This window comes from Fructilactobacillus vespulae, assembly GCF_047324295.1.
Lineage (GTDB): Bacteria > Bacillota > Bacilli > Lactobacillales > Lactobacillaceae > Fructilactobacillus > Fructilactobacillus vespulae.
Map to the genome: position 1 here is coordinate 702996 of NZ_CP137138.1, position 21095 is coordinate 724090.

Genomic DNA, 21095 nt, shown 5'->3' on the forward strand with positions numbered 1-21095 from the left:
TACATCTACTTAACTATAACATACCATTGTGTAATGTCAAACAACTTAACTAAGAATTCATTAAAACATCTAAAAGCTCATGGGCAGACTCGTTGAGACTTGCTTTAGACTTGTCATTACCGATGTGAGTATAAATTTCTCCGACGTAAATATCGTGGTCAAAGAACCAGTTAAAGACGGAATCTACAATCGGACGAGTCCGTTGTTCTTCTTGAACGGGACCAAAGGGGTTGGCGAAGAAGGTGGTACTCATGCCGACTTCATCAGTAGTTCCTAGTGCGTTTCTCCGCCCGGTAATGAACGTCTTTTTGGCATCTGCTTCGTTTTCAAAACGGTGAATTCCAATCTCTGTATCATAGTTATTAGCATACACCCACATATCCACATGATGAGGTTCTACCACTCGATCATAGGTGTTGGCAGGGATGATAACTCGGGCATTCTTTTGATCAGGGTTTAAGTAGACCCCACGATCCATGTTGTTAAAAGCAACGGCGCTACTTAAATCATCTAGACGAACAAAGGCACCAATTTCAGTTCCTTGAGCGTAGAGCTGGTTATCTTTAATGCTAAAACTACCCATATCATCAAAGATGGTTTCAATATTCACAATCTTATCATCGGCAATTTCTTGTAATGCTTCAATTGATTCTGATTTTCCGGCACCAGAGTCACCGAAGAAGACCACTGATTTTTCTTTTCCATTTGAGAAGGTGATGCGAACCATTGATCCGTGAATGGGAAGGCGGTCTTTATAAATCATATGCAAGTTGTGTAAAGTTAAGCACATCTTCTTCATGTAGCCAAAGTAAGTGGTTTTATCGTTATAAGGAACCTCACCGACCCAGACATCGTTGGCTTCATCATGATAGTAGTGACAAACGTCCTCTTCTGTTTTTTGCATTCCAAATAGTAAAATTAGGTCAGGACGCTTGGTTTTGATTTCAGCTTCAGTAGCAACTTCAAAGAGGTTAGCTAATGAAACCCCGGCAGCAAGATAATCACGGTGGAAGTAAATGTAAGCCAAACTTTCTCCAATCTTGGCAGGGAAACAGAACCATTCTTGTTGGTCCTCTAATTTGTTAAAATTAATGATTGGGTTAGCGGAAACTGCAGAAAAGACCCCCTCACGCTTATTACTTGGGGTAGTAATCATCATTGGTGGTCTAAGGACCAACGTATCAATGAAGGGAATTTCCTTTAGTGATGCATAGTCGTTAGGTAAAAGCGGTTCTACTTGACGATTAACTAGCGCTGCTGCTGAGGTTCCCGCATTAACTTGACGATAGGTGTGGTTAGCAAATCCTTGGAGTTTTTCCTCTACAGTTCGATATAATTGTAATACGAGCTCATTGAACTTATTATCAAGATTAATGAACGCGTTAGCAGAGTTACTACCGGCCTTACTTAAAACAGAAACGCGCAGGAAGGACCGGTAAAAAGAATATAATTTTTCAATACTGTTGATGACTTCTTTTTGGGGGTAAGTTTGATAGATTGATTGTTCATCTAGCAAAACTTTTTTGATAACCTCCAAGTACTTAGGAGCAGTTAATTTATTGAAATTAGATTTGGAATTTCGATTATCGGGCTGATTTAAAAACTCAGTAACAACTTTTTCTAGTTCAGGACTATCCAAAAGGGTGAAAATGTCATTGATGTAGTTTTGATTATAATCAAGCACCGCAACCTTGCGACTAGGGTTCATATATAACGCATTTAAGTTAGATTCCAAAATATTTCTCCTTTGCTATAAAACAACATTTAGTTACGATTATTATTTTACTCAAGAAAAACACGAATGCAAATTTTTAAGATTGAGAAAAACGGCTTTAAAAGCAAACAATTCAAAAAGGTTAGAAGATAAAATTAAGAAAAGAGTGTAAATTTGAAGACTTTAGTAATTATTTCGCATCCAGAATATGATGATTCCGAAACCCAGGCCTTTTTAAAAAAGGCGGTTCAAAATTTTACTAACGTAACTTGGCACCGGTTACCTAATCAACAGACATTTGATCCAGAAGAAGAACAACGCTTGTTAATGCAATTTGAGCGGATTGTTTTTCAATTTCCGATGTATTGGTATAGTGCCCCTGCGAGCTTAAAACAATGGGAAGACGATGTCTTAACTCGGTCTTTCACCTTTGCTACTGAACAGGCCAGATTAGCTCACAAGGAGCTTTTAATTGTGACTAGTTTAGGTTACCCAGAAAATGATTTTCAAGCCGGGAGCCGCGAAGGATTTAGCATTTCGGAAATGTTGGTTCCGTATCGGGCGTTAGCATATCGCAGTGGAATGAAATTTATGAGTCCGCTAGTAATTTCGCAGTTTGCTTACCTAACCGAAGCACAAAAGAGTCAGTTGTTAATCAAGTATCAACAGTATTTAACGGCCACCGATCCGTTTAGTTTTACTGCTAAGCAAAATTGGGTGATTGAGCAATTACAAACTGAATTAGCCAAAACGACCGATAAAATGAAATTACAGTTAATTATTGATCAGTTAACGGAAAATCAAAGTGAATTAGCTGGATTAAAGGAACAAATAAAATTAATTCGACAAGAAGAGGAGGGGTAAAGTTGGAAAATTTAGACTGGTTGTTAACCCAGATTGCCGACTTAGAAACTGAACAAGCGACGTTTGCAACGAAATCATTACTGTTAGAAACCCAGAAAGTTGCCAAGGAGCAGGCGCGCAGAATTGAACAAGCGCAGGCTGAATTAGACGGCCGCATTTGGAGTCCTAATAAATGGTAGCAAAAAGACCTTCATGGAAATGAAGGTCTTTTGTTATGTAAAGAATGATTGAAAAAAGATGATATTTAAGTAGGCTAGATTTTATTTAGTTCGTTGAGATCGAGTTTTAAAATTCGAAGATTGTTTCTAGAGATGTCTTTATATACCTCAATCAAAGTATTTAATTCTACGTCTGATTCCTTTAAAAGCATATTTAACTTATCCATGTATTCTTTGTTTTTAGTTTGCAGACCATTTTCAATTTTTGCTGCTTCCTGTTCTAGCTTTTTAATCACGTTTTGGAGACTTTGATATTTCTGGATTAGTTGTCGATTTTGAAAATCAGATTCGCTGATTAATTGGTTAACCGATTCTAAATTAATTTTTTCCATTTCCATCTTCCTTTAAAGTAAAAGTAACTATTGAATAGTATAATAAATTACGTCAAATTAAATAGTAAATTGCATTTTTTTTAATTCTAATTTAAGGTGTCAGAGTTCATTTTCAAATGATACTAATTGTATTTTAATAACAAACAAAAAGACAACGATTAAATCGCTGTCTATAAAAGTTACTTTTATTTTAAAATTATTTGGCCCAGTGGTTGATGGGACCAAATTTATGGCCAACTTCAATTTCGTTTTGAATACAAGCATCAACGTATTTTTTAGCAGAACGGATGGCTTCTTCCACTGATTTGCCGAGGCCAATTTCAGCAGTGATTGCTGCTGAAAGGGTATCGCCAGTTCCGTTTTTGTGAGTAGTGCTAAAGTAGGGACCAGTAATTTCAAAGCTAGAACCATCTTCTAAGAGAACGTAGTCGGTTACCGTTTCTTGTTCGTGGCTATCATGACGTCCTTTGACCATCACGTTTTTGGCTCCCATTGCTTGAAGTTTTTGGGCAGCTTTAACTTGGAAGTCGGGTTCATTGCCATCAATTCCGCTGAGTTTTTCTGCCTCAAAGAAGTTGGGAGTAATCACGTCGGCTAGAGGAATTAGGCGACTAACTAGGGTATCATAGGCCTCTTGTTCTAGGAGAAGGTCACCGTGTTTAGTAATAATCACGGGATCTAAAATAAGGGGACCAAAATCATATTTTTCGTAGTTATCAGCCACTAAATTAATAATGGTGGAATCAGCTAACATTCCCGTTTTAGCTGCTCTAATCTTAAAGTCGTCCGCTAAGTCCTTAAATTCTTGGTTAATAAATTCAGGGGTCATATTTGCGAATGCGTGGATTCCATAAGAATTACCTGCCACACATGCAGTGATAATTGTTGCTCCATAAACTTTTTTCTCAAAAAAAGTTAATAAGTCGGCCTGCATTCCGGCACTACCATCACTATCACTACCTGCAATGGTTACAACTTGTGGATAATCATTAATCATTTTTCGGACCTACCTTCTTTTTTTATTAAATCCATTTGATTTTATGGGGTTTAGTGTATTATAATACAAGGAGCTGTTATTTGTAAGTAAAAAAGTAAAGGAGCATTTCATAATGAGAGCATGTCATCCAAATGGTGTTCAAGGTCGTCGTCCAATCGACAAAAAAGGCCGTAAACAAGAACAAAAAAGAGTTGCAGAATTACAAAACTTTTTAAAACAAAAACCTGCAAAATAATTTAAGTCGCTCAGGCGACTTTTTTAGTACCCAAAATAAACTAAAAGAACCCATTTGGGGTTCTTTTTTTATGGGTAAAATTAATTGTTGCTTTGCGTTTGCATTGTAGAAATATCATTTGCAGATAACTCACTGATCGAGCCGTCTTGATAAACCTTATAACGATCAATTAAACCGGTATGGTGTTCTAAGAGGAGTTTTACAGATCTTAGTTCCACTACGTAGAAAGGTTTTTGATTGCTATCTTGGTATAAATTAGGGTCAGCACCAGCGGTAACGTCAGAATTACCTTCATAGCCTAATTGTTGGATGGCAAAACTTTGGGCAGCCACTGGAGAAGTAATCATAGTTTGATTAGTTTGATCATTAGATTCTTCACTGGAGCCAGAATCGTTAGAGTTACTTTGATCAGTGGAGTTAGAATTGGTCGTGGTTGGTTGCTGGGAGTCGTCTTGCTTAGTAGGAGTATCTTTTTTAGTTTGGGTAGCAACGGACTTATGATTGTTTTTGGAAGTGGATTCTTCCTTATTTGCTCCACAAGCGCTTAGTCCCAAAAGAGTGAAGAGGGCAACTACCGATAACACGTATTTTTTCATTATAGACGCTCCTTAGTATTTTAAGTTATCCGTAAATTATCATATAACTAAAATTAATGTCAAACTAGTAATCCTTTAAGGTGAGAAAGTAAGTTTTCCAAACAAAAAGAACCTTATGAACTGGAAATTCCAATTCTAAGGTTCAAGTCATTAATTTAAATAAGATCTTTGTTTTTAGCTTTAGCCTTAGTAGCCTTGCTAATTTCTTTCTTCTTAGGTTTTGATAACGCTCTTAATTGATCTTTAAGCTCATTAATTTCATCTGCATGAGTTTCTTTCCATTTAGCGAAAGAATTGCTAGAATCACTATCAGCTGGTTTTAAACCAGTGTTTAACCAGAACATTGCTTCTGATAAACTTTGGAAATTACGAAGCCATAAAGTTTGACCATTTTCTGAATCAAAGGCAACGTAAGAACGAGATTTTTTCTTTAAGAAGGTATGACGTCGAATTTTGAACGCTTCTCTTTTTCTAGTTAAAAAGTAGTCTGGTAAAATGTAGCTACCAGGAGTGATTAACTCTGGGAAACGTTCATTTCTTTTTGTGTGTCGATCGCGTAACATAGTCATTGCACGATCTGCGGTAATTAATTTTATATTAATATCGGACATTCTTTAATCCTCCTGTACTTACTATTACTATTTTCACATAAAAACGTTGATATTCAAAGCATTTGGGCTACAAATTATAAATTTTTAATAAAAGGATGATTATTAGTGAAAAAACCACAGAAATACTATGCCGTTAGGGTTGGAAAGACGACCGGAATTTTTTCAACTTGGGATGAAGCCAAGGAACAAGTTGCTGGAGTTTCTGGTGCCCAATATAAAAGTTTTAAGACTCAAGCAGAAGCAGAGGCTTATTTAAAGGGCGAATCAGTTGCTAAACAGGAAACTAATTTTACGGAAAAAACGACAGGGACCAAGCCGGAAATAATTGTCTTTACGGATGGTGGTTCGAGAAATCACGGAAACGTTGCTGGCGGTCACGTAAAAGAAACTGATCGAGCTGCTTGGGCATATCTGATTGATTATCATGGCAAGCAACACAGTGATTCTGCCGGAGAATTTGGGGTCACCAATAATAAAATGGAAATCACAGCTTTTATAGAAGCGTTACAATGGTTAGTGAATAATAATTTAAATCAACTCTCAGTGGGCATGGTTTCGGATTCGCGCTATGTTTTAAATGCGATTCAAAAGAATTGGATTGCGGGCTGGAAACGACGTGGCTGGAAGCGTAGCGGTGGCGAATTAAAAAATGCTGAACTTTGGCAAAAGTTAGACCAGCTCTTACCGCAGTTTCCTCAAATTCAATATGCCTGGACGAAAGGGCATGCTAACAATAAGGGAAACGTGTTTGTTGATGAATTATTAAATCAAACAATGGATCAGATGAAGTAATTAAAGGAGATTAATATGACAACGGAACGAGAAAAAATGACGGCGGGCAATAATTTTAATCAATTTGATAAGGAATTAATTAGTCGTCGGATTTTGGTCAGAAAAAGTCTACAAAAAATCAACAATACTCCGGATAACGAAGACCGTAACGCCATGATTAAAGAATTATTTGCAGATACAGGCGATGAATTTTTTGTCGAAACTGACTTACAATTCGACTACGGATGGAACATTCACATCGGGAATAACTTTTTTGGAAATTACCGGTTAACGTTAATGGATTCTTGTCCCATCACCTTTGGAGAAAATTGTTATATTGGACCCAACTGTGGTTTATACACCAACATTCATCCTTTAAACGCTAAAGAACGAGTGGCAGACGTTGAGCTAGGAGCCCCCATTAAAATTGGAGACAACGCCTGGTTTGGTGGCGATGTTACTATTTTACCGGGAGTTACCCTAGGAAATAACGTGGTCGTGGGGGCCGGTTCCGTGGTAACCAAGTCGTTTGGCGATGATGTCGTGGTCGCTGGAAATCCTGCTCGAGTAATTAAACAAATTGACAACAGTAAATAACATTTAATAAAAAATTTAAAGTGGTATAATCATAAACAACAAGCTAATAAATTTAGCATTTGTGCGATTAAGCCGTACAAATGGTTCGAAACTCGTTCCATTTTTACGGCTTTTTATTTAATTTCAGATTTATTTTCGTTTAATTAATATCAGGAGGATTATTATTTTTAAACATTTTAATATCAACAAGTTTATTTTTATCCCGACAATTTTGATTTTTGTGGTTGTTTCAATCATCTTAATTAACGGAGGAACTAGCCTTCAGGGAATGTTGACCATAGCCTTAGCCTGGATAACCAAACAGATGGGTTGGGCATATATGATGGTTTACATAGTCAACTTCATCTTCTTTATGTGGTTGTTATTTAGTAAGTACGGGGCCATTCGTTTAGGTGAGCCGCATTCTAAACCGCAATATAGCAACTTACAATGGGGAAGCATGGTCTTTGCCACGGCGATTGATGCTAGTATCTTAATGCTCAGCATGGTTGATCCGATTCGTTACGTTTCAGCACCACCTTTTGGAATTAAACCTTTTTCAGAAGATGCATATAACTATGCCCACATGTTGGGGCAGTTTGATTGGGGACCCATGGCGTGGATGATGTACGCCCCGGCCGCCATTGCCATTGGATATATTCTTTTTGTGAAAAAGGGGAAAGTTCAACGACTCAGTAAGGCCATTGGATTTATTCAAGGTGACGAAAAGTGGAAACAGGTAGTTCGCCAAATAGTTGATTTCCTAGTTGTCTTTGGAATCATGGGAGGAGTGGGATCTTCAGTAGGAATGGAGATTCCCATTATTTCTAACGTGTTGAGTAAATTAACCGGTTTACCTGATAATTTGATGCTAAAGATTTTCCTATTTGCAATTTTGTTTGTTATCTTTGCCTGGACCGTTTGGAATGGATTAAACGGAGGGATTGATATCTTAAGTGATTTACACATTTGGACAGCGGTTCTTTTCTTGGTCTTTATTTTATTAGTCGGACCAACAATTTATATCTTGAGTTCAGAAACGAACAGTATTGGATTATTAACAAGTAAGTTTGTTTCTCTAAGTACTAATACGGTACCCAATGGAACTCCCGATATTGCTAATTCCGAAGTGGTCTTTTACTGGGGTTGGTGGCTTGCCTATATGCCAGTAATGGGGCTATTTATTGCCAGAATCTCTAAGGGAAGAACTATTCGCCAAATCCTCCTTGGGATGTTTGGATACGGTGCGGCCGGCTGTATGAGTTTCTATGCCATTTTGGGTGGTTATTCACTCTGGTTACAAAAAACAGGCGCCGTTGATTTAGTTCATATCCTAAACACGCAAGGACAAGCCGCAGTGATTACAGCGGTCCTTTCTAGCTTGCCAATGAAGATGGTGGTGTTTGCGGTATATTGTATTTCTTGTTTTATTTTCTTAGCTACCACAATTTCATCCTCAGCTTACATCGTTTCTTCCTTTACCAGTTTGAACTTAAAGGGTAACCAAGAACCTAGTCAGGTTAATCGAATGACCTGGGTAATAGTTTTCGTGCTCTTTTCATTTGGGGTGGTAATCGTAGGGGGATTTGAGACCATCGAAACCTTCTGTGCAATCTCTGGATTCCCGTTGATGTTTGTATGTATAATGATTTTAGTTTCCATTTATCACATGGTTAAAAACGATGAAGGAATCGTTTTAAAGGCCAAGGGAATGGATGACATGCGGATTAAGAAGAAAAAAGAAAAGATGCGTCGAATTCGAGCTAAACGAATGGCAGCTCGGTTAAATCAATCTAGCGATGATGACGAATAAGGATTTTGAATTATGGATAAAGAATTAGAACAACAAATTTTAGCAGAAACTACTACAATTTATAAGCTCTTAAGTAATCCAACCCGGATTAAAATTCTCTATTTATTGGAAAATCAAACGTTAACGGTGGGAGAACTTGCCAAGCGGCTCGCAGTAGCCCAATCAATTGTCTCTCACCAGTTGGCTAGTTTGCGAAAACACCAATTGATTTCCTTTGAAAAACAAGGAAAGTATGTGTATTACAAGCTAGATGATCCTCACATTTTGAGCATCATTGAGATGACTTTTGACCACGTCGAACACGTGGTTAAGGGGGAACCTCATCAATATCATTTACAATCAATTATGGATAAGGATAAAAATAACTAGGAATAGTTCTTTTTATTTTTTATATTTTTAAATTTATTATGCTATGATATAACTACACTGGGAGGTGAAAATTATGGAAAAGATTGAACCAATTATGTTCGATAGAATTTTATTAACGATTGATGCTGATGACCCAGAAGCAAACGTAAAAGCTTTAAGTTATGCAGTTACTCAAGCCAAGGAATTTGGTGCCGCTTTAGGGATTTGTTCAGTGTTAGAGGGTGATGATATTAACATCTACGATTCTTTAACACCGAAGAGATTGGACGAAAAGCGTGCTGCTTTAAATGAAGTCATTAACAAATACGTTGATTTAGCGAAGGATTTTGGAGTTCAAGATGTAACCCCAATTGCTAGTGAAGGTGGAGATATTGATGATCAAATCTTAGATACCATCATTCCTAACTTTAATCCTGACTTACTAGTTTGTGGTGCTGATAAAGATGGAGAACACCATTTCTACAGCATTAGCGTTAAGTTAGCTAAAAAAGCTAAAGTTTCAGTAATCGTGGTTAGATAATCAAAGGTAGGTAGGGACTGTGTCTGAACAATTACGACGTTTTTTTAGTAATGGAACTACTGCTGAAATTGCAAAACGGCTTTTAGGTAAGCTGTTGGTGTATCATTCTCCAGATGGGATCATGAGCGGCTATGTAACAGAGACTGAGGCTTACTTAGGCCAATCTGACTCAACTGCTCATGCATTTCAAGGAAAGCGGACACCAGCCAATGAGGCCCTTTATGGAGTTCCCGGCACAATCTACATCTATTCGATTCATTCTCGTTTGTGTTTAGACATCGCAACCCAAGCAAAGGATGTACCAGAAGGGATTTTGATTCGTGGTATTGAACCATATCAAGGATTGGATTTTATGAATCAGAATCGCCCACGGCACGGATTTGAATTAACCAACGGACCAGGTAAATTGATGGAAGCCCTCGGGATAACCGATAAACAAATGAACTTAGTCGAGTTTGGTGAAGGTGCTTTGGATTTTGATTTAAGGAATGAAAAAGTCCCCCACCAGATTGCAACGACTGCACGAATTGGGGTTAGTAATAAAGGAACCTGGGCGCAAAAGCCATTACGCTACTTTGTAAAGGGAAATCCGTTTGTTTCCAAAACATTAAAACGAGATATTGATTTGAAAAACTATGGTTGGCAAGAGAAATAAAAAAGTTCCCCTTCGATTAAATTCGAAGAGGAACTTTTTTATTATTGTTAATTTTATAAGAAGTCTTTATCTGCTTCTGGATCTTGAGAAGTAAGAATTTTAGGACCATCGTTAGTAATTGCTAACGTATGTTCATATTGTGCTGAAAGTGAACCATCAGCAGTAACGTAGTAAGTCCAATCATCTTTTTTGTCGTAACGATCTTTAATTTCCCAGGTTCCAAGGGTTACCATTGGTTCAATGGTAATTGTCATGCCGGGACGAAGACGAAGTCCCTTACCAGCTTCACCATAAGCAGGAACGGCAGGTTCTTCGTGGATAGAAGGTTGGATTCCGTGACCAATTAGTTCACGAACATCACCCATGTGGTTTTCGTCTTCCACATATTTTTGAATGGCAGCACCAATGTCACCTAAACGGTTACCAGCTTGGGCTTGTTCAATTCCCTTGTAAAGGGCAGTCTTAGTAACTTCCATTAGTTTTTTAGCTTCGGGGGAAATTTCACCGACAGCGTAGGTCCAACAAGAATCACTTTCAAAGCCATCCTTGTTAACACACATATCAACCTTAACTAGGTCACCCTTTTTTAACTTAAGTCCCTTACGGGGAATTCCATGAGCAACTTCGTCATTAATTGAAACACAGGTGGCAAATTTATAACCATCGAAACCTTTTTCTGAGGCAACTGCATTGTGATCAGTAATATATTTGTCCGCAAATTCTTCAATTTCCCAAGTATCTAAGCCGGGTTTAATTAACTTTTGGAGACCTTTATGAACTCCAGCTAATACGGCACCGGATTCAGCCATTAATTTAATTTCGCGATCTGATTTTAAAGTAATCAAGTAAGTTTCTCCTTTATTTCCCTATTTATTTATAAGTCTAATATATCACTATTTAAAGGTAATTTAAAAACAAACTAATGCTTGATTAATTAAAACTGATCGTTGTAGACAATGGCAAAGCCACCGGGGCCGGCGTGAGGCATTAGGGAAGGGCTCACGTAGTTTACAGTGGTATGAATATCTGGGCGAGCTTCGTGGAGTGCGTCAGCAATTGCTAACGAAGTGGTATTGTCATCAACAAAGGGTAAACCCACATCTTTAATGTTGGGGTTTGCGATAATTTCAGCCACGACCCGATCCTTAATCTTATTGAGTTGTTTATTTCCACGACATTTGTATTTGAAATCTAATTCGTTATTTTCAAAGGTAATGACGGGTTTTAGGCGAATAATTGATGAAATAAAGCCGGTTGCCTTACTAGCGCGACCACCTTTAACCAAATAATCTAAATTATTAATGAAAAGATAGAGGTGGGTGTGCTTTTCTAATTTATGTAGGTCCTTTAAAATTACTGGGAAATCGGTTCCTTGTTGGGCTAATTGGGCAGCTCTAATAAGTAGGTAGTCCATGCCACGAATAGCAGATTTACTATCGATAACGGCGATTTCATTCTTAAATTGTTCGGCAGCCACTTCAGCAGTGCTACTAGTTCCACTTAACTTGGAACCAATGTGAATTGAAATTATTTGTGCTTTTGGATCTTTATCAATAATTTGTTGGAAGGTATTTACGAAGTCACCCATAGTTGGTTGACTAGTAGTGGGAAACTCTTTTTCGGTTGCTAAAATTCGGGAAAATTCTTCGGAATCAATATCAATTTGATCCTTGTAGGTTTTGCCCTCAAACATAACTTGTAAGGGAACCACGTGAATGTGATACTGTTTAATCTCGGATGCAGTAAGTTGTGCTGTCGAATCGGTTACAATGTGGATCATAAAAAAATCTCTCCTCGTTATTTAGACATAGATAGCTTAATTATAGAAATTTATGGGGGATAAATTAATAAATATTTGGAAAAAGTGGTGGGAAAGCTGGTGTAGCAAGCATACCTAGTGTTACAAATTTAAGTAAGTGTAATAAAAATACTTGCTACTTAGCGGAGATTACCATAAGATGGGATTTAACGTCATACTAGTTGGATTGAGAAAAGAGCACATACAGAGTTCCTTAGAATACATATAATGAGTTCTCAATTCATGGTGAACAATTAGATAAAGATTGTGTAACTATGGTATGATATGAAATGACGTAATTATTAAATTTTCGATAAATTAACAAAAAAAGGTGAACAATTAGTGAGTAAAATATTTAATAAAAGAGATTTTTTTGTCCTAGTAGTTGGTATTTTAGCTTCTGTTATTGGTTTTATCTATATTCAATTTGGGGTTGGTGATGAACAAACGCCGGTTCGAGTTCAACAACCAATCATCTTTGTGTCTGATCAAAATAAAACCTCTAGTGCCGCTCGCCACCTGGTAACGACTACAAGTCGTTCTGGTGGTTCAGTTGCTATGCACGTTGATATTTTTGATGATGGCAAGATTGAATACTTAGCTAATAAGAACGTAAAACAAGCTAAACAACCAATCATTGAAATTAGTTTTAGTGATCGGAATAACACTACGAAGGAACAAGCAGCTCAACTTAAAAAGGTCTTAAATCATTTAAATCATAAGTATCATTACGAGTCATATGACGCCATCGGATTTGGATCTGGGGCCTTAGCTGTCTACTACAACGCAATTAATTATGGAACTAAGGAAAATAAAATGGGGCTTGATTACTTCATTTCAATTGCAGGTCCATACAAGGGTGTAATTCCAGAACCAGTTCGAGAACGTCCAGTTACCCAAGAACCGGGTAAAGATGATCATCGGACTAATCCGGAAAATGGTGTTAATCATCAAATGAAAAACAACGTGGCGGCAAATGGTCGCACTAACGGACCTAATTTACAAAACGTGAATGACCGTTTTCCAAGTTTTGAAGAATTACAAAAAAAGTCTAAAAACTTAGATGACAATACCCAGATTTTAAACATCTATGGAGTTCTTAGTGATAAGGATCGTTCTGATGGTCGTGTTTCTGAAGATTCAGCCACCGCAATCAAAAAATTAGTGAAGGCGGATAGTTATCAATCACTTCGCTTGACCGGACCTTATGCGCTTCATACCAACATTTTAGATAATCAAATTGCAGAACGTTTAGTAAATCGCTTCTTGTTCAATGACTAAAAAAAGCCATCCACATTGTGGATGGCTTTTTTGATTACCAAATTTTAACTCGTTTACTTGGTTCAAGATACATGTGATCTTTTTCAGTAACGTTAAAAGTGGTATAGAAATCGTCAAGGTTCTTAACTTGTTCGGATGCTCGTAATGGTGCCGGAGCATGAACGTCAATTGATAGGAGTAGTTGTTGGTATTCGGGAGTGGCTTTCATTCGCCAGATTCGTGACCAATTAATAAAGAAGGCTTCTAAGTCAGCATCAGCTTCTTGTTTGGCAGCAGCTTCAGCACAGCTTAAACCACCCGCATCGGCAATGTTTTCTGAAACGGTTAATTTACCGTTAACTTTACTTCCAGCAAATGGAATGTCATTGAATTGATCAATCATTTGTTGAGCAAACTTAGTAAACTGTTCGTGGTCTTCTTTAGTCCACCAGTTATTTAGACTACCGGTTTCATCAAACAATGAACCGTTATTATCAAAGGCATGAGAAATTTCATGGGCAATCACCGCACCGATTCCCCCAAAGTTTTCACTGGAACTTTGATCTAGGCTATAAAATGGAGCTTGTAAAATAGCGGCCGGGAAAACGATGATATTCATAAATGGGTGATAGTAGGCGTTAACCATGGCAGCACTCATTTCCCATTTGGTTTTATCAACGGGTTGATCCCACTTGGCAAAAGAATCGGCAGTGGCAATCTTATTAAAACGAGTGATGTTTTCTAATAGTGATTCTTGTTGATCAACCTTAAACTTAGTGTAGAGTGGATCGATTTGATCAGGATAACCCACGTTAATTCCGAGGGTGCTTAACTTTTTAACGGCCATTTTTTTAGTTTCAGGACTTAACCAGTCGTTGTTTTCTAAACGATCTTGGTAAACCTTGATCATTTTTTCTACCATTTGGTGAACGTCAGCTTTGGCTTTTTCACCGAAGTATTTCCGACCATAGTAGTCACCAATAACTTGATCAAATGTACCGGATGCTAGGTAATAAGCAGCCTTCTTTTGGTTGGTGGCTTCTTTTTTACCTGATAGGGCACGGCTATAAGTTCCGCCCACTTGTCTGAATTCTTCACTTAGAAGGGAGCTGTAGCCTTTTACTACCTTGACTAACATCCAGGCCTTGATAAGGTCAAAGTTTTCATCTGTTAGTAATTCATTAAGATGTTTAAAGTAATTAGGTTCAGTCACAATGATTTTTTCGGGTTCTGCGTTAACCAAATCAGAAATGGCTTTTTGCAAGTCTAACTGAGTAGTTGAGCTAGCAACTTCAGTTAAACTTTGTGGATTGTACATTTTACTGTAATCAGCAGATTCTTCTGCTGATTTTACGAAGGGGGCAACGAGGGCATCAAATTGTTTAGCTTGATCCACTAACTTTTTGGCATCTGCTTCAGAATAACCCACCATAGTTAGTAACTTTTCGTTCATGGAAGTAAAGATGGGCATTAGTTGTTGGTAAGCAGGATTGTCTTTTTCATAGTAGGTTTTATCTGGTAAGAAAAGGGCGGGACTACCAGCAAATAAAGCATTTTTTTCGGCGTGCTTCATATCGGGATCAATGCCAAAATCGAACGGAACTGGTAAACCAGCTAACATCCAGTCTGATAATTGGTTGTTTAAGTCAGAGTAATCTTTTAAATTCTTAATTTTATCAATTATAGGTTTTAAAGGAGTGGCACCATCGTGTTCTCGTTTTTCAAAGTCATTGGTCATTTGAAAAAGTTTGACGTATTCGGCCAATTCGTTTTTAGCAGGAATGTTTCCAGCCACTAATTCGTCAGAATCGTGCATTAATGTTTTATCAATATCGTCAACTAAATCCATGAAACCACCCACAGTTGAATGGTCAGCAGGAATCGTTGCGTGTTCAATCCATTCACCGTTTACGGCTGCATAGATATCATCTTTGATTTGTGCTTGGTTGATAGGGAATTCATCTTTAGGCATATTTTTATAATCCTTTCAAAATTGAGTTGATACTATACTAACAAAAAACACCACAAAAGTGTCTTTTGTAGTGCTAACTAATTGAAAATGTTTTAAATTAGTAGTTTTATTTTAGTCTTTAGAAGAACTGTCCAAACACAACCCCAACAAAGTAGTGAATAAACATGGTTAGAATACCAACAATGATATTTCTAATGATGGCAATCTTAACCATTCCGTTACCTAAAAGGGCACTAAAGTAACCAGTTAAACCAACCGCAATGACAACTGCAATAATGGTTCCCGTCCATTTTAGTGGAGCGGGAAGTAAGGTCATGGCAAGAAGCGGAAGAATTCCTCCTAAGCCAGCGGAGATTAATGATGAAAAAGCAGCGGACCAGGGACTCATATATTTTCCGATTTGCAAATCATATTTAACGGAAACCATGGTTTGAAGGGGATGTTTTTTGAGAAGGTCTTCGGCAATCTCATTGGCAGTGGCTTCAGAGATTCCCCGACTCATATAGTAGTCAACCACGTCTTGCTTTTCACTCATTGGATGGTCTTTTAAAAGTTGAGCTTCTTCTTTAACGGCCGATTCTTCTGTATCTCGTTGTGAACTAACGGAGGCATACTCACCACCCGCCATTGAAAAGGCACAGGCAAGTAGGTCAGATAAACCGGCAATGAAAATGGTGTAGATATTTGAAGTAGCCACTCCTACTGAGAATAGCACTCCAACTACCGTTAGGATTCCGTCATTGGAACCTAATACACCGGCCCGTAAATTATTAAGTTTTTCATCCATAGTTAACTTTTCGCGTTTTTTATTTTTCATGATGATTGTCCTCCTATGCTAAGAATCCGACTAAGACACCGATTGAATAAGTAACTGCCATAGTAATTACTCCAGAAATCACGTTTCGAAGGACGGAGTGAACTCGATCTGCCTTACTTAGCACGGCAGCTAGGTAACCGGTGATTGCTAGTGCAATAATCACGGCAATGAAAGTGGTGATAATGTGGAGATTTTGGGGTCCCACAAAGATGGAAATCAAGGGGAGCAAAGAACCTAAGGGGAAGGAAATCATTGAGGCAATGGCTGCTGCATAGGGACTAGTAAATTTACTAGGATCAAAGGAATAACGTTCTCTGACCGTGGTGGTTAAGGCATCGGAATTCATCATTTCTGTAGTGGCTTTGTGAGCCAGTTCTGGTTTGATTCCGGTTTTTATGTACTTGTTTTTTACAAATTCAAATTCAGCTTGGTAATCATTTTTTAAAGCTGTTTTTTGATTATCAATTGCTTGACGTTCTGAATCTTTTTGACTATTAACCGATACATATTCACCCATGGTCATAGAAACGGTTCCGGCTAGCATTCCAGCTAAACCAGAAACTAAGATGGCCCAGTTACTTGTAGAGGCTCCGGCAACCCCTAAAACAATTCCGGCAATTGATAGAATTCCATCATTTGCACCCATGACACTAGCCCGAAGGACATTAATTTTTTGCGCAAGAGAAAACTTCTTCTTTTTTGACATTAAAAAATACTCCTTAATTAGAATTATTATAATCTAGTTGATAATTCTATTTTATACCAAAATTTTAATTAAGTAAACGTTTATTTAATTTTAGTTATAAAAAAAGAGGTAGTCGGCTGACTATCTCTGAAAATACATGTTATTTTTTTTAGATTTACGTGGATATTTAACGATATCTAACTGGTTGTTGTTCATTTGCGCTAGATAAATATTTTCCAAACTAATTTGGCGTTCGTCGAGCATTTTTAAAATATCTGCTTCAGTTAGCTTTTCACGCTTAATTGCTAGTTCGTTAATTTGTCCATCAGAGATGATGGGGTATCGAATAGCTTCGTCATCAAACGTGGTGATGGTTAACTGACCATTTTGTTCTAGCGTGGCATTTTTAACTTCTTTGAAACTATTAATTCCGTTAATTCGTAGTTTAAAAGCTAGTTCGCTGGCAGTCATTCCGTTTTTAAGGGCTCTACTGACATTGACCATTCCGTTAGAAATTAATACCTGGGGACTTCCGTTGATCAGTCGGTTCAAGATATTATTTTGCGACGTTAGGAACTTGATTGCAAAAACAATTACCGACCAAATTAACATGATGATGATAAATTGAAGATTGGTAATCTGGGAATTATAGATGGTACCACCAATAATTCCCCCTAAAATGTAGTTTTGAAGTTGATCAACTGCATTTGATGGTGCCAAGTTTCCCTTACCAGAAAGGTTAATTTGTAAGACGACGGTAATTAGCCCCACAATAAACTTCAATGCAACATCCCAATAGTCCATCGCGCTGCTAGAAAATCCAGATTGACCAATTGAAAAGTCGTCTTTATTAACTAGTTGCGGCTTGTTAACTAACTTGGTTTCTTGCAAGTTATAGCTAGTCAAATCACTATTGAAATTAACCGTGTAATATTTTTGGTTAATTTTAATGGTCATTCCATCGTTCAAGGTATTGCTGTTGGCATAGACCTTAGTTGGTGAAACGTGCTTTTCTTTGGCGATATTTCTTAGTAATTGGACGGTTTGTCCGGTCTTGCTATCTGAATTTTGCTGATCAATCAAGCGACTAGTTTGAACTCCAATAATCAGTGCTCCAATTAAGGAAACTAGAATAAAGAGGGTTCGAAAACGGGGGTTACTTCGGTTACGATAGTAAAAAATCCCGGTGGAAATTAAAATTAATGCAATAAAAGCAGTTAATAATGAGTATATGTAGGTCGTGAAGCTAAATGTATGTTCGATAAATTGTAAAGAATAAAGTTTCATATAGAACTGACTCCAAATCTAATGTGATACTTTAAGTATAAATCTTATAATCAAATAAAAAAACAACTGCACAGAAAAAATGAAGTTGTTTTTCATTGCTTACTTGTTTTTAGCAAGCTTTACCTGACATTCTTTACAGATACCGTGGATTGAAATGCTAGAAACAGTTGGTTTGAATCCGACTTCTCTGGTTTCATCTTTTAGTTCTTGTTCAATTTCTGTAAAACGTGGGTTTTCAATGTCGATAATCTTATTGCAATTATCACAAGTAGCGTGAAGATGTGGGTGATCATAAAAATCATAACGGTAACCACCATCGATACTTGGTAATTCAATAATTAAATTTAGTTTTTTGAATAATCTAAGGTTGTTGTAAACGGTTGCCATACTTAGATTTGGAAAAGTCTTGTCTAAAACGTTAAAAATGGTTTCCACAGTGGGATGATTGTCATTTTCAATTAGGTATTTAAGAATAATTTGTCTTTGGGGCGTAATTCGAACTCCGTTATTCTTTAGACGATCCATTGCTTGTTCATATTGTTTGTTGTCCATAGTTTTTTCCTCTTTTCTTATCTTACATAGTGCCATTCAGCGAAAACGAATTAAAAAGGGGGAATTTCACTAAACTTTTACCAAAATTCTTTAATTTTGTTTTTTAATTCATTTAGGTTGTGCACCACAGTGTTAGTGTACCACGTTTTTGGAAAGAAAACATTATAGTTTTTATTAAGAAATCGGTTATCCATTAATAAAATAATTCCTTTGTCGTTATTTCCACGAATTAGACGACCAGCTGCCTGAAAAACATTGTTCAGACCGGGAAGTTGGTAGGCATATTGAAAGCCATGTCCATTTTGTTTATCAAAATAATCACGAATTAGGTTAGTTTCCTGATTAAGTCCGGGGAGACCGACCCCAATAATGCCCACTCCAATTAATTTATCGCCGACCAGATCAATTCCTTCAGAAAAAATTCCACCTAAAAGAGCAAATCCGACAATGGGATGTTCTTGAGGATCATTAAATTTAGCAAGAAAGTTTTGCCGTTCTTCATCATTCATCTGATTGGTTTGGGTAACTATTTCAATTTCTGGATAAGCGTTATGAAAGGCAGTTACCACCATCTCTAAATATTGATAGGACGGGGCAAAGATCAGGTAGTTACCATCTTTTTGTTCAATTAAAGTTTTAATTGACTGCACAATCTTAACAAGGCTGGCCTGGCGTTGTTGGTAACGAGTATCAACGTAGGAAGTAATTAACAACTTTTGGTTTTTAGCCGGAAACGGCGATGCGGTTTGATACTTTAGACTGTCGGGTTCATCGCCTAAAACGTTTTGATAGTAATCCATTGGAGAAAGGGTGGCAGAGAAAAGAACCGCGCCACCACCAAGTTTAAGGCTATCGGCTAAAAAGGGACTAGGATCGATGCAGAATAGGCGCACGGTAATTCCCCGTTCTGTTAGAAGGGTTCTGAGCTTATAGTTAGGTCCAAAGAATTCGTTGATTTTTTGGTAGCCAATACATTCAAAAAAGTAGTCCAAGACCTGATCGGTTTCTGTTGACGGTTTTTCCTTGGCCAGCCATTTTCTGAGCACCTTAATCAAGTTATTAACTAACTTAGTGAGCTTTTCGTTTTCTTCACTTTCGGTGAGGGAAGTTTGCTTGTTAGTCTTCATCTCTTTGGCAAGTTTATTAAAGTAGCGGTTTAAACTTTTTAGTTTGGTGAGGACCGGTTTGTTTTTCTCGGGCTTTGCTTGTAATAACTTGATTAAGGGACGGATGGGAGCGGAATTAATTTCAGTGGAATACATCTCACGTGAACGATTAACCAGGTTATGAGCTTCATCAATTAAAAAGAAGTTATCCGAATTTTCCACCTCAAAAAAACGAGTTAGATGAACTCGTGGATCAAACAGATAGTTATAGTCACCAATGATGACATCACAAAAAAGGCTCGCATCCAGAGAAAATTCAAACGGATCGACGGAATACTTTTTGGCATAATCTTCAATCACGCTGCGAGTAATTTGGTTTTCATGAGTCAGTAAATCCTTTAGTGCGGGCTTTAGCCGGTCATAGTATCCAATCATGTATGGATTATCTTCAGGACGAACATCCTCTTCTTCTTTGAAGCGAATTTTATCCTTGGCGGTTAGGGTAATGCTGTGAAGGACTAGCCCCTTTTCACTGAGCAGTTGGAGTGCTTCTTCGGCCACTCGTCGAGTACTTTGTTTAGCGGTTAGATAAAAAATCCGACTGGTAAGTTCCAGTCCCATGGCTTTAATTGCTGGAAAAAGGGTGGAGATTGTTTTTCCAGTTCCCGTAGGCGCCTCCACAAAGAGATGTTTTTGATACATTACTGATTTGTAGACGATTTTAGCTAGTTCACGTTGGCCCTTCCGATAAGCTGGAAACGGAAAAGGGAGTCGTTGAGCAGTGAGAATCCGCTCTTTAGTGAACGCTTCTTGCATTTCTAACCATTCTTGATATTCATCAACTAACTGGTTAAAAAAGGTGGTTGCTTCCGTTTTCGTAATGGAAGAACTGGTTTTAGTGATAATCTCTTCTGGAGTTTGAACATAGACGAGGTCTAGATCAACGCGTTCTAGTTCAGGATGCTCATTCATCAAGAGGTAGGCATAAACTTTTACCTGACCCCAGTAGAGTTGCAAACGATTCTTAGAAAGGTCAGGGAACTCTGTGTCAGATGTTTTAATTTCTTCAATAGTGGCATGGTTATTTTTTAAAATTACGCCGTCCGCACGACCGTGGACTTGAAATTCATGGTTATTTTTTTGGATGGTTTTTTCTAAATAGTATTCGGATTGGTAATCTTTTCCGTGCTGCTTTTGAATTTTATGATGAATTCTAGTACCGGCCTGGGCGGTGTTAGTGCTATTTGAGTTGGTGTTTAAATCACCACTTCGTAAGATAAAGCTCACTAGGTCGCGGACTCCAATTTGATTCATAATTAACCTCCTTTCCTTAAAAATAAAAAAAGT

23 protein-coding genes are annotated in these 21095 nt (G+C 37.6%); 10 read left to right on the forward strand and 13 right to left on the reverse strand.

All coding sequences use genetic code 11. From position 1 onward, the window contains the following. Positions 1–49: 49 nt before the first annotated feature. Entirely contained in the window at positions 50–1708 is a 1659-nt protein-coding gene (locus tag R4B61_RS03230) for a phosphoenolpyruvate carboxykinase (ATP) (protein WP_413628284.1), read from the reverse strand. Positions 1709–1888: 180 nt separating this feature from the next. Here R4B61_RS03230 and R4B61_RS03235 point away from each other — a divergent pair, with 180 nt between their 5' ends. Further along, complete coding sequence (locus R4B61_RS03235) at positions 1889–2578, forward strand: NAD(P)H-dependent oxidoreductase (protein WP_413628206.1); 690 nt, start codon at positions 1889–1891, stop codon at positions 2576–2578. A 2-nt stretch (positions 2579–2580) separates the two neighbouring features. Then, the gene (locus R4B61_RS03240) at positions 2581–2757 is read left to right on the forward strand and encodes a hypothetical protein (protein ID WP_413628207.1); all 177 of its coding nucleotides are present in this window, start codon (positions 2581–2583) and stop codon (positions 2755–2757) included. A 74-nt stretch (positions 2758–2831) separates the two neighbouring features. On the opposite strand, the gene R4B61_RS03245 is transcribed toward R4B61_RS03240, so the two are convergent. Then, positions 2832–3128, reverse strand: a complete 297-nt coding sequence (locus R4B61_RS03245; protein ID WP_413628208.1) for a hypothetical protein — start codon at positions 3126–3128, stop codon at positions 2832–2834. A 196-nt stretch (positions 3129–3324) separates the two neighbouring features. Continuing rightward, the gene (gene thiD / locus R4B61_RS03250) at positions 3325–4125 is read right to left on the reverse strand and encodes a bifunctional hydroxymethylpyrimidine kinase/phosphomethylpyrimidine kinase (protein ID WP_413628209.1); all 801 of its coding nucleotides are present in this window, start codon (positions 4123–4125) and stop codon (positions 3325–3327) included. Positions 4126–4237: 112 nt separating this feature from the next. Between thiD and R4B61_RS03255 the strand changes: the two genes are divergently transcribed. Then, a complete protein-coding gene (locus R4B61_RS03255) occupies positions 4238–4360 on the forward strand; it encodes a hypothetical protein (protein ID WP_413628210.1) in 123 nt (40 codons plus the stop codon). A gap of 80 nt (positions 4361–4440) precedes the next feature. Here the strand turns inward: R4B61_RS03255 and R4B61_RS03260 are convergent, their stop codons facing one another. After that, positions 4441–4956 (reverse strand): hypothetical protein, encoded by a 516-nt coding sequence (locus tag R4B61_RS03260; protein WP_413628211.1) that lies wholly within the window; start codon positions 4954–4956, stop codon positions 4441–4443. 155 nt (positions 4957–5111) lie between these two features. Continuing rightward, positions 5112–5567, reverse strand: a complete 456-nt coding sequence (locus R4B61_RS03265) for a hypothetical protein (RefSeq protein ID WP_413628212.1) — start codon at positions 5565–5567, stop codon at positions 5112–5114. 105 nt (positions 5568–5672) lie between these two features. Between R4B61_RS03265 and R4B61_RS03270 the strand changes: the two genes are divergently transcribed. The 6 genes from R4B61_RS03270 (at position 5673) to R4B61_RS03295 (ending at position 10271) form a co-directional block, all read left to right on the forward strand. Beyond that, positions 5673–6359, forward strand: coding sequence for a ribonuclease H family protein (locus tag R4B61_RS03270; protein WP_413628213.1), 687 nt, complete (start codon positions 5673–5675; stop codon positions 6357–6359). A 15-nt stretch (positions 6360–6374) separates the two neighbouring features. Then, the gene (locus R4B61_RS03275; protein WP_413628214.1) at positions 6375–6935 is read left to right on the forward strand and encodes a sugar O-acetyltransferase; all 561 of its coding nucleotides are present in this window, start codon (positions 6375–6377) and stop codon (positions 6933–6935) included. Positions 6936–7095: 160 nt separating this feature from the next. Further along, positions 7096–8727 (forward strand): BCCT family transporter, encoded by a 1632-nt coding sequence (locus tag R4B61_RS03280; protein ID WP_413628285.1) that lies wholly within the window; start codon positions 7096–7098, stop codon positions 8725–8727. Between the two features lie 12 nt (positions 8728–8739). Continuing rightward, positions 8740–9096: an ArsR/SmtB family transcription factor gene (locus R4B61_RS03285; protein WP_413628215.1), complete on the forward strand. Its 357-nt coding sequence runs from the start codon at positions 8740–8742 to the stop codon at positions 9094–9096. A 73-nt stretch (positions 9097–9169) separates the two neighbouring features. Beyond that, positions 9170–9616: a universal stress protein gene (locus R4B61_RS03290; protein WP_413628216.1), complete on the forward strand. Its 447-nt coding sequence runs from the start codon at positions 9170–9172 to the stop codon at positions 9614–9616. Between the two features lie 19 nt (positions 9617–9635). Then, entirely contained in the window at positions 9636–10271 is a 636-nt protein-coding gene (locus tag R4B61_RS03295; RefSeq protein WP_413628217.1) for a DNA-3-methyladenine glycosylase, read from the forward strand. Between the two features lie 53 nt (positions 10272–10324). On the opposite strand, the gene map is transcribed toward R4B61_RS03295, so the two are convergent. Continuing rightward, a complete protein-coding gene (map, locus tag R4B61_RS03300) occupies positions 10325–11116 on the reverse strand; it encodes a type I methionyl aminopeptidase (protein WP_413628218.1) in 792 nt (263 codons plus the stop codon). Positions 11117–11205: 89 nt separating this feature from the next. Next, positions 11206–12051, reverse strand: coding sequence for a DegV family protein (locus R4B61_RS03305; RefSeq protein ID WP_413628219.1), 846 nt, complete (start codon positions 12049–12051; stop codon positions 11206–11208). Between the two features lie 360 nt (positions 12052–12411). Between R4B61_RS03305 and R4B61_RS03310 the strand changes: the two genes are divergently transcribed. Next, positions 12412–13350, forward strand: coding sequence for an alpha/beta hydrolase (locus R4B61_RS03310; RefSeq protein ID WP_413628220.1), 939 nt, complete (start codon positions 12412–12414; stop codon positions 13348–13350). A gap of 34 nt (positions 13351–13384) precedes the next feature. On the opposite strand, the gene R4B61_RS03315 is transcribed toward R4B61_RS03310, so the two are convergent. The 6 genes from R4B61_RS03315 to R4B61_RS03340 all read right to left on the reverse strand — a co-directional run bounded on the left by R4B61_RS03315 (position 13385) and on the right by R4B61_RS03340 (position 21065). Next, complete coding sequence (locus R4B61_RS03315) at positions 13385–15301, reverse strand: M13 family metallopeptidase (RefSeq protein ID WP_413628221.1); 1917 nt, start codon at positions 15299–15301, stop codon at positions 13385–13387. Between the two features lie 118 nt (positions 15302–15419). Then, the gene (locus R4B61_RS03320) at positions 15420–16118 is read right to left on the reverse strand and encodes a VIT family protein (RefSeq protein ID WP_413628222.1); all 699 of its coding nucleotides are present in this window, start codon (positions 16116–16118) and stop codon (positions 15420–15422) included. Between the two features lie 13 nt (positions 16119–16131). Further along, positions 16132–16824, reverse strand: coding sequence for a VIT family protein (locus tag R4B61_RS03325; RefSeq protein WP_413628223.1), 693 nt, complete (start codon positions 16822–16824; stop codon positions 16132–16134). Positions 16825–16944: 120 nt separating this feature from the next. Then, positions 16945–18090 carry a DUF3290 family protein gene (locus tag R4B61_RS03330; protein ID WP_413628224.1) on the reverse strand — a complete coding sequence of 382 codons (1146 nt, stop codon included), beginning with the start codon at positions 18088–18090 and terminating at the stop codon, positions 16945–16947. Between the two features lie 99 nt (positions 18091–18189). Then, complete coding sequence (locus R4B61_RS03335; protein WP_413628225.1) at positions 18190–18642, reverse strand: Fur family transcriptional regulator; 453 nt, start codon at positions 18640–18642, stop codon at positions 18190–18192. A gap of 77 nt (positions 18643–18719) precedes the next feature. Continuing rightward, positions 18720–21065, reverse strand: a complete 2346-nt coding sequence (locus R4B61_RS03340) for an ATP-dependent DNA helicase (protein WP_413628286.1) — start codon at positions 21063–21065, stop codon at positions 18720–18722. Positions 21066–21095: the final 30 nt, after the last annotated feature.

Coding starts and splice junctions, on each gene's coding strand:
- thiD (WP_413628209.1), bottom strand. CDS start 4,125: ATGATTAATGATTATCCACAAGTTGTAACCATTGCAGGTAGTGATAGT.
- R4B61_RS03230 (WP_413628284.1), bottom strand. CDS start 1,708: ATGAACCCTAGTCGCAAGGTTGCGGTGCTTGATTATAATCAAAACTAC.
- R4B61_RS03265 (WP_413628212.1), bottom strand. CDS start 5,567: ATGTCCGATATTAATATAAAATTAATTACCGCAGATCGTGCAATGACT.
- R4B61_RS03315 (WP_413628221.1), bottom strand. CDS start 15,301: ATGCCTAAAGATGAATTCCCTATCAACCAAGCACAAATCAAAGATGAT.
- R4B61_RS03325 (WP_413628223.1), bottom strand. CDS start 16,824: ATGTCAAAAAAGAAGAAGTTTTCTCTTGCGCAAAAAATTAATGTCCTT.
- R4B61_RS03245 (WP_413628208.1), bottom strand. CDS start 3,128: ATGGAAAAAATTAATTTAGAATCGGTTAACCAATTAATCAGCGAATCT.
- R4B61_RS03335 (WP_413628225.1), bottom strand. CDS start 18,642: ATGGACAACAAACAATATGAACAAGCAATGGATCGTCTAAAGAATAAC.
- R4B61_RS03320 (WP_413628222.1), bottom strand. CDS start 16,118: ATGAAAAATAAAAAACGCGAAAAGTTAACTATGGATGAAAAACTTAAT.
- R4B61_RS03260 (WP_413628211.1), bottom strand. CDS start 4,956: ATGAAAAAATACGTGTTATCGGTAGTTGCCCTCTTCACTCTTTTGGGA.
- R4B61_RS03255 (WP_413628210.1), top strand. CDS start 4,238: ATGAGAGCATGTCATCCAAATGGTGTTCAAGGTCGTCGTCCAATCGAC.
- R4B61_RS03330 (WP_413628224.1), bottom strand. CDS start 18,090: ATGAAACTTTATTCTTTACAATTTATCGAACATACATTTAGCTTCACG.
- R4B61_RS03290 (WP_413628216.1), top strand. CDS start 9,170: ATGGAAAAGATTGAACCAATTATGTTCGATAGAATTTTATTAACGATT.
- R4B61_RS03275 (WP_413628214.1), top strand. CDS start 6,375: ATGACAACGGAACGAGAAAAAATGACGGCGGGCAATAATTTTAATCAA.
- R4B61_RS03305 (WP_413628219.1), bottom strand. CDS start 12,051: ATGATCCACATTGTAACCGATTCGACAGCACAACTTACTGCATCCGAG.
- R4B61_RS03285 (WP_413628215.1), top strand. CDS start 8,740: ATGGATAAAGAATTAGAACAACAAATTTTAGCAGAAACTACTACAATT.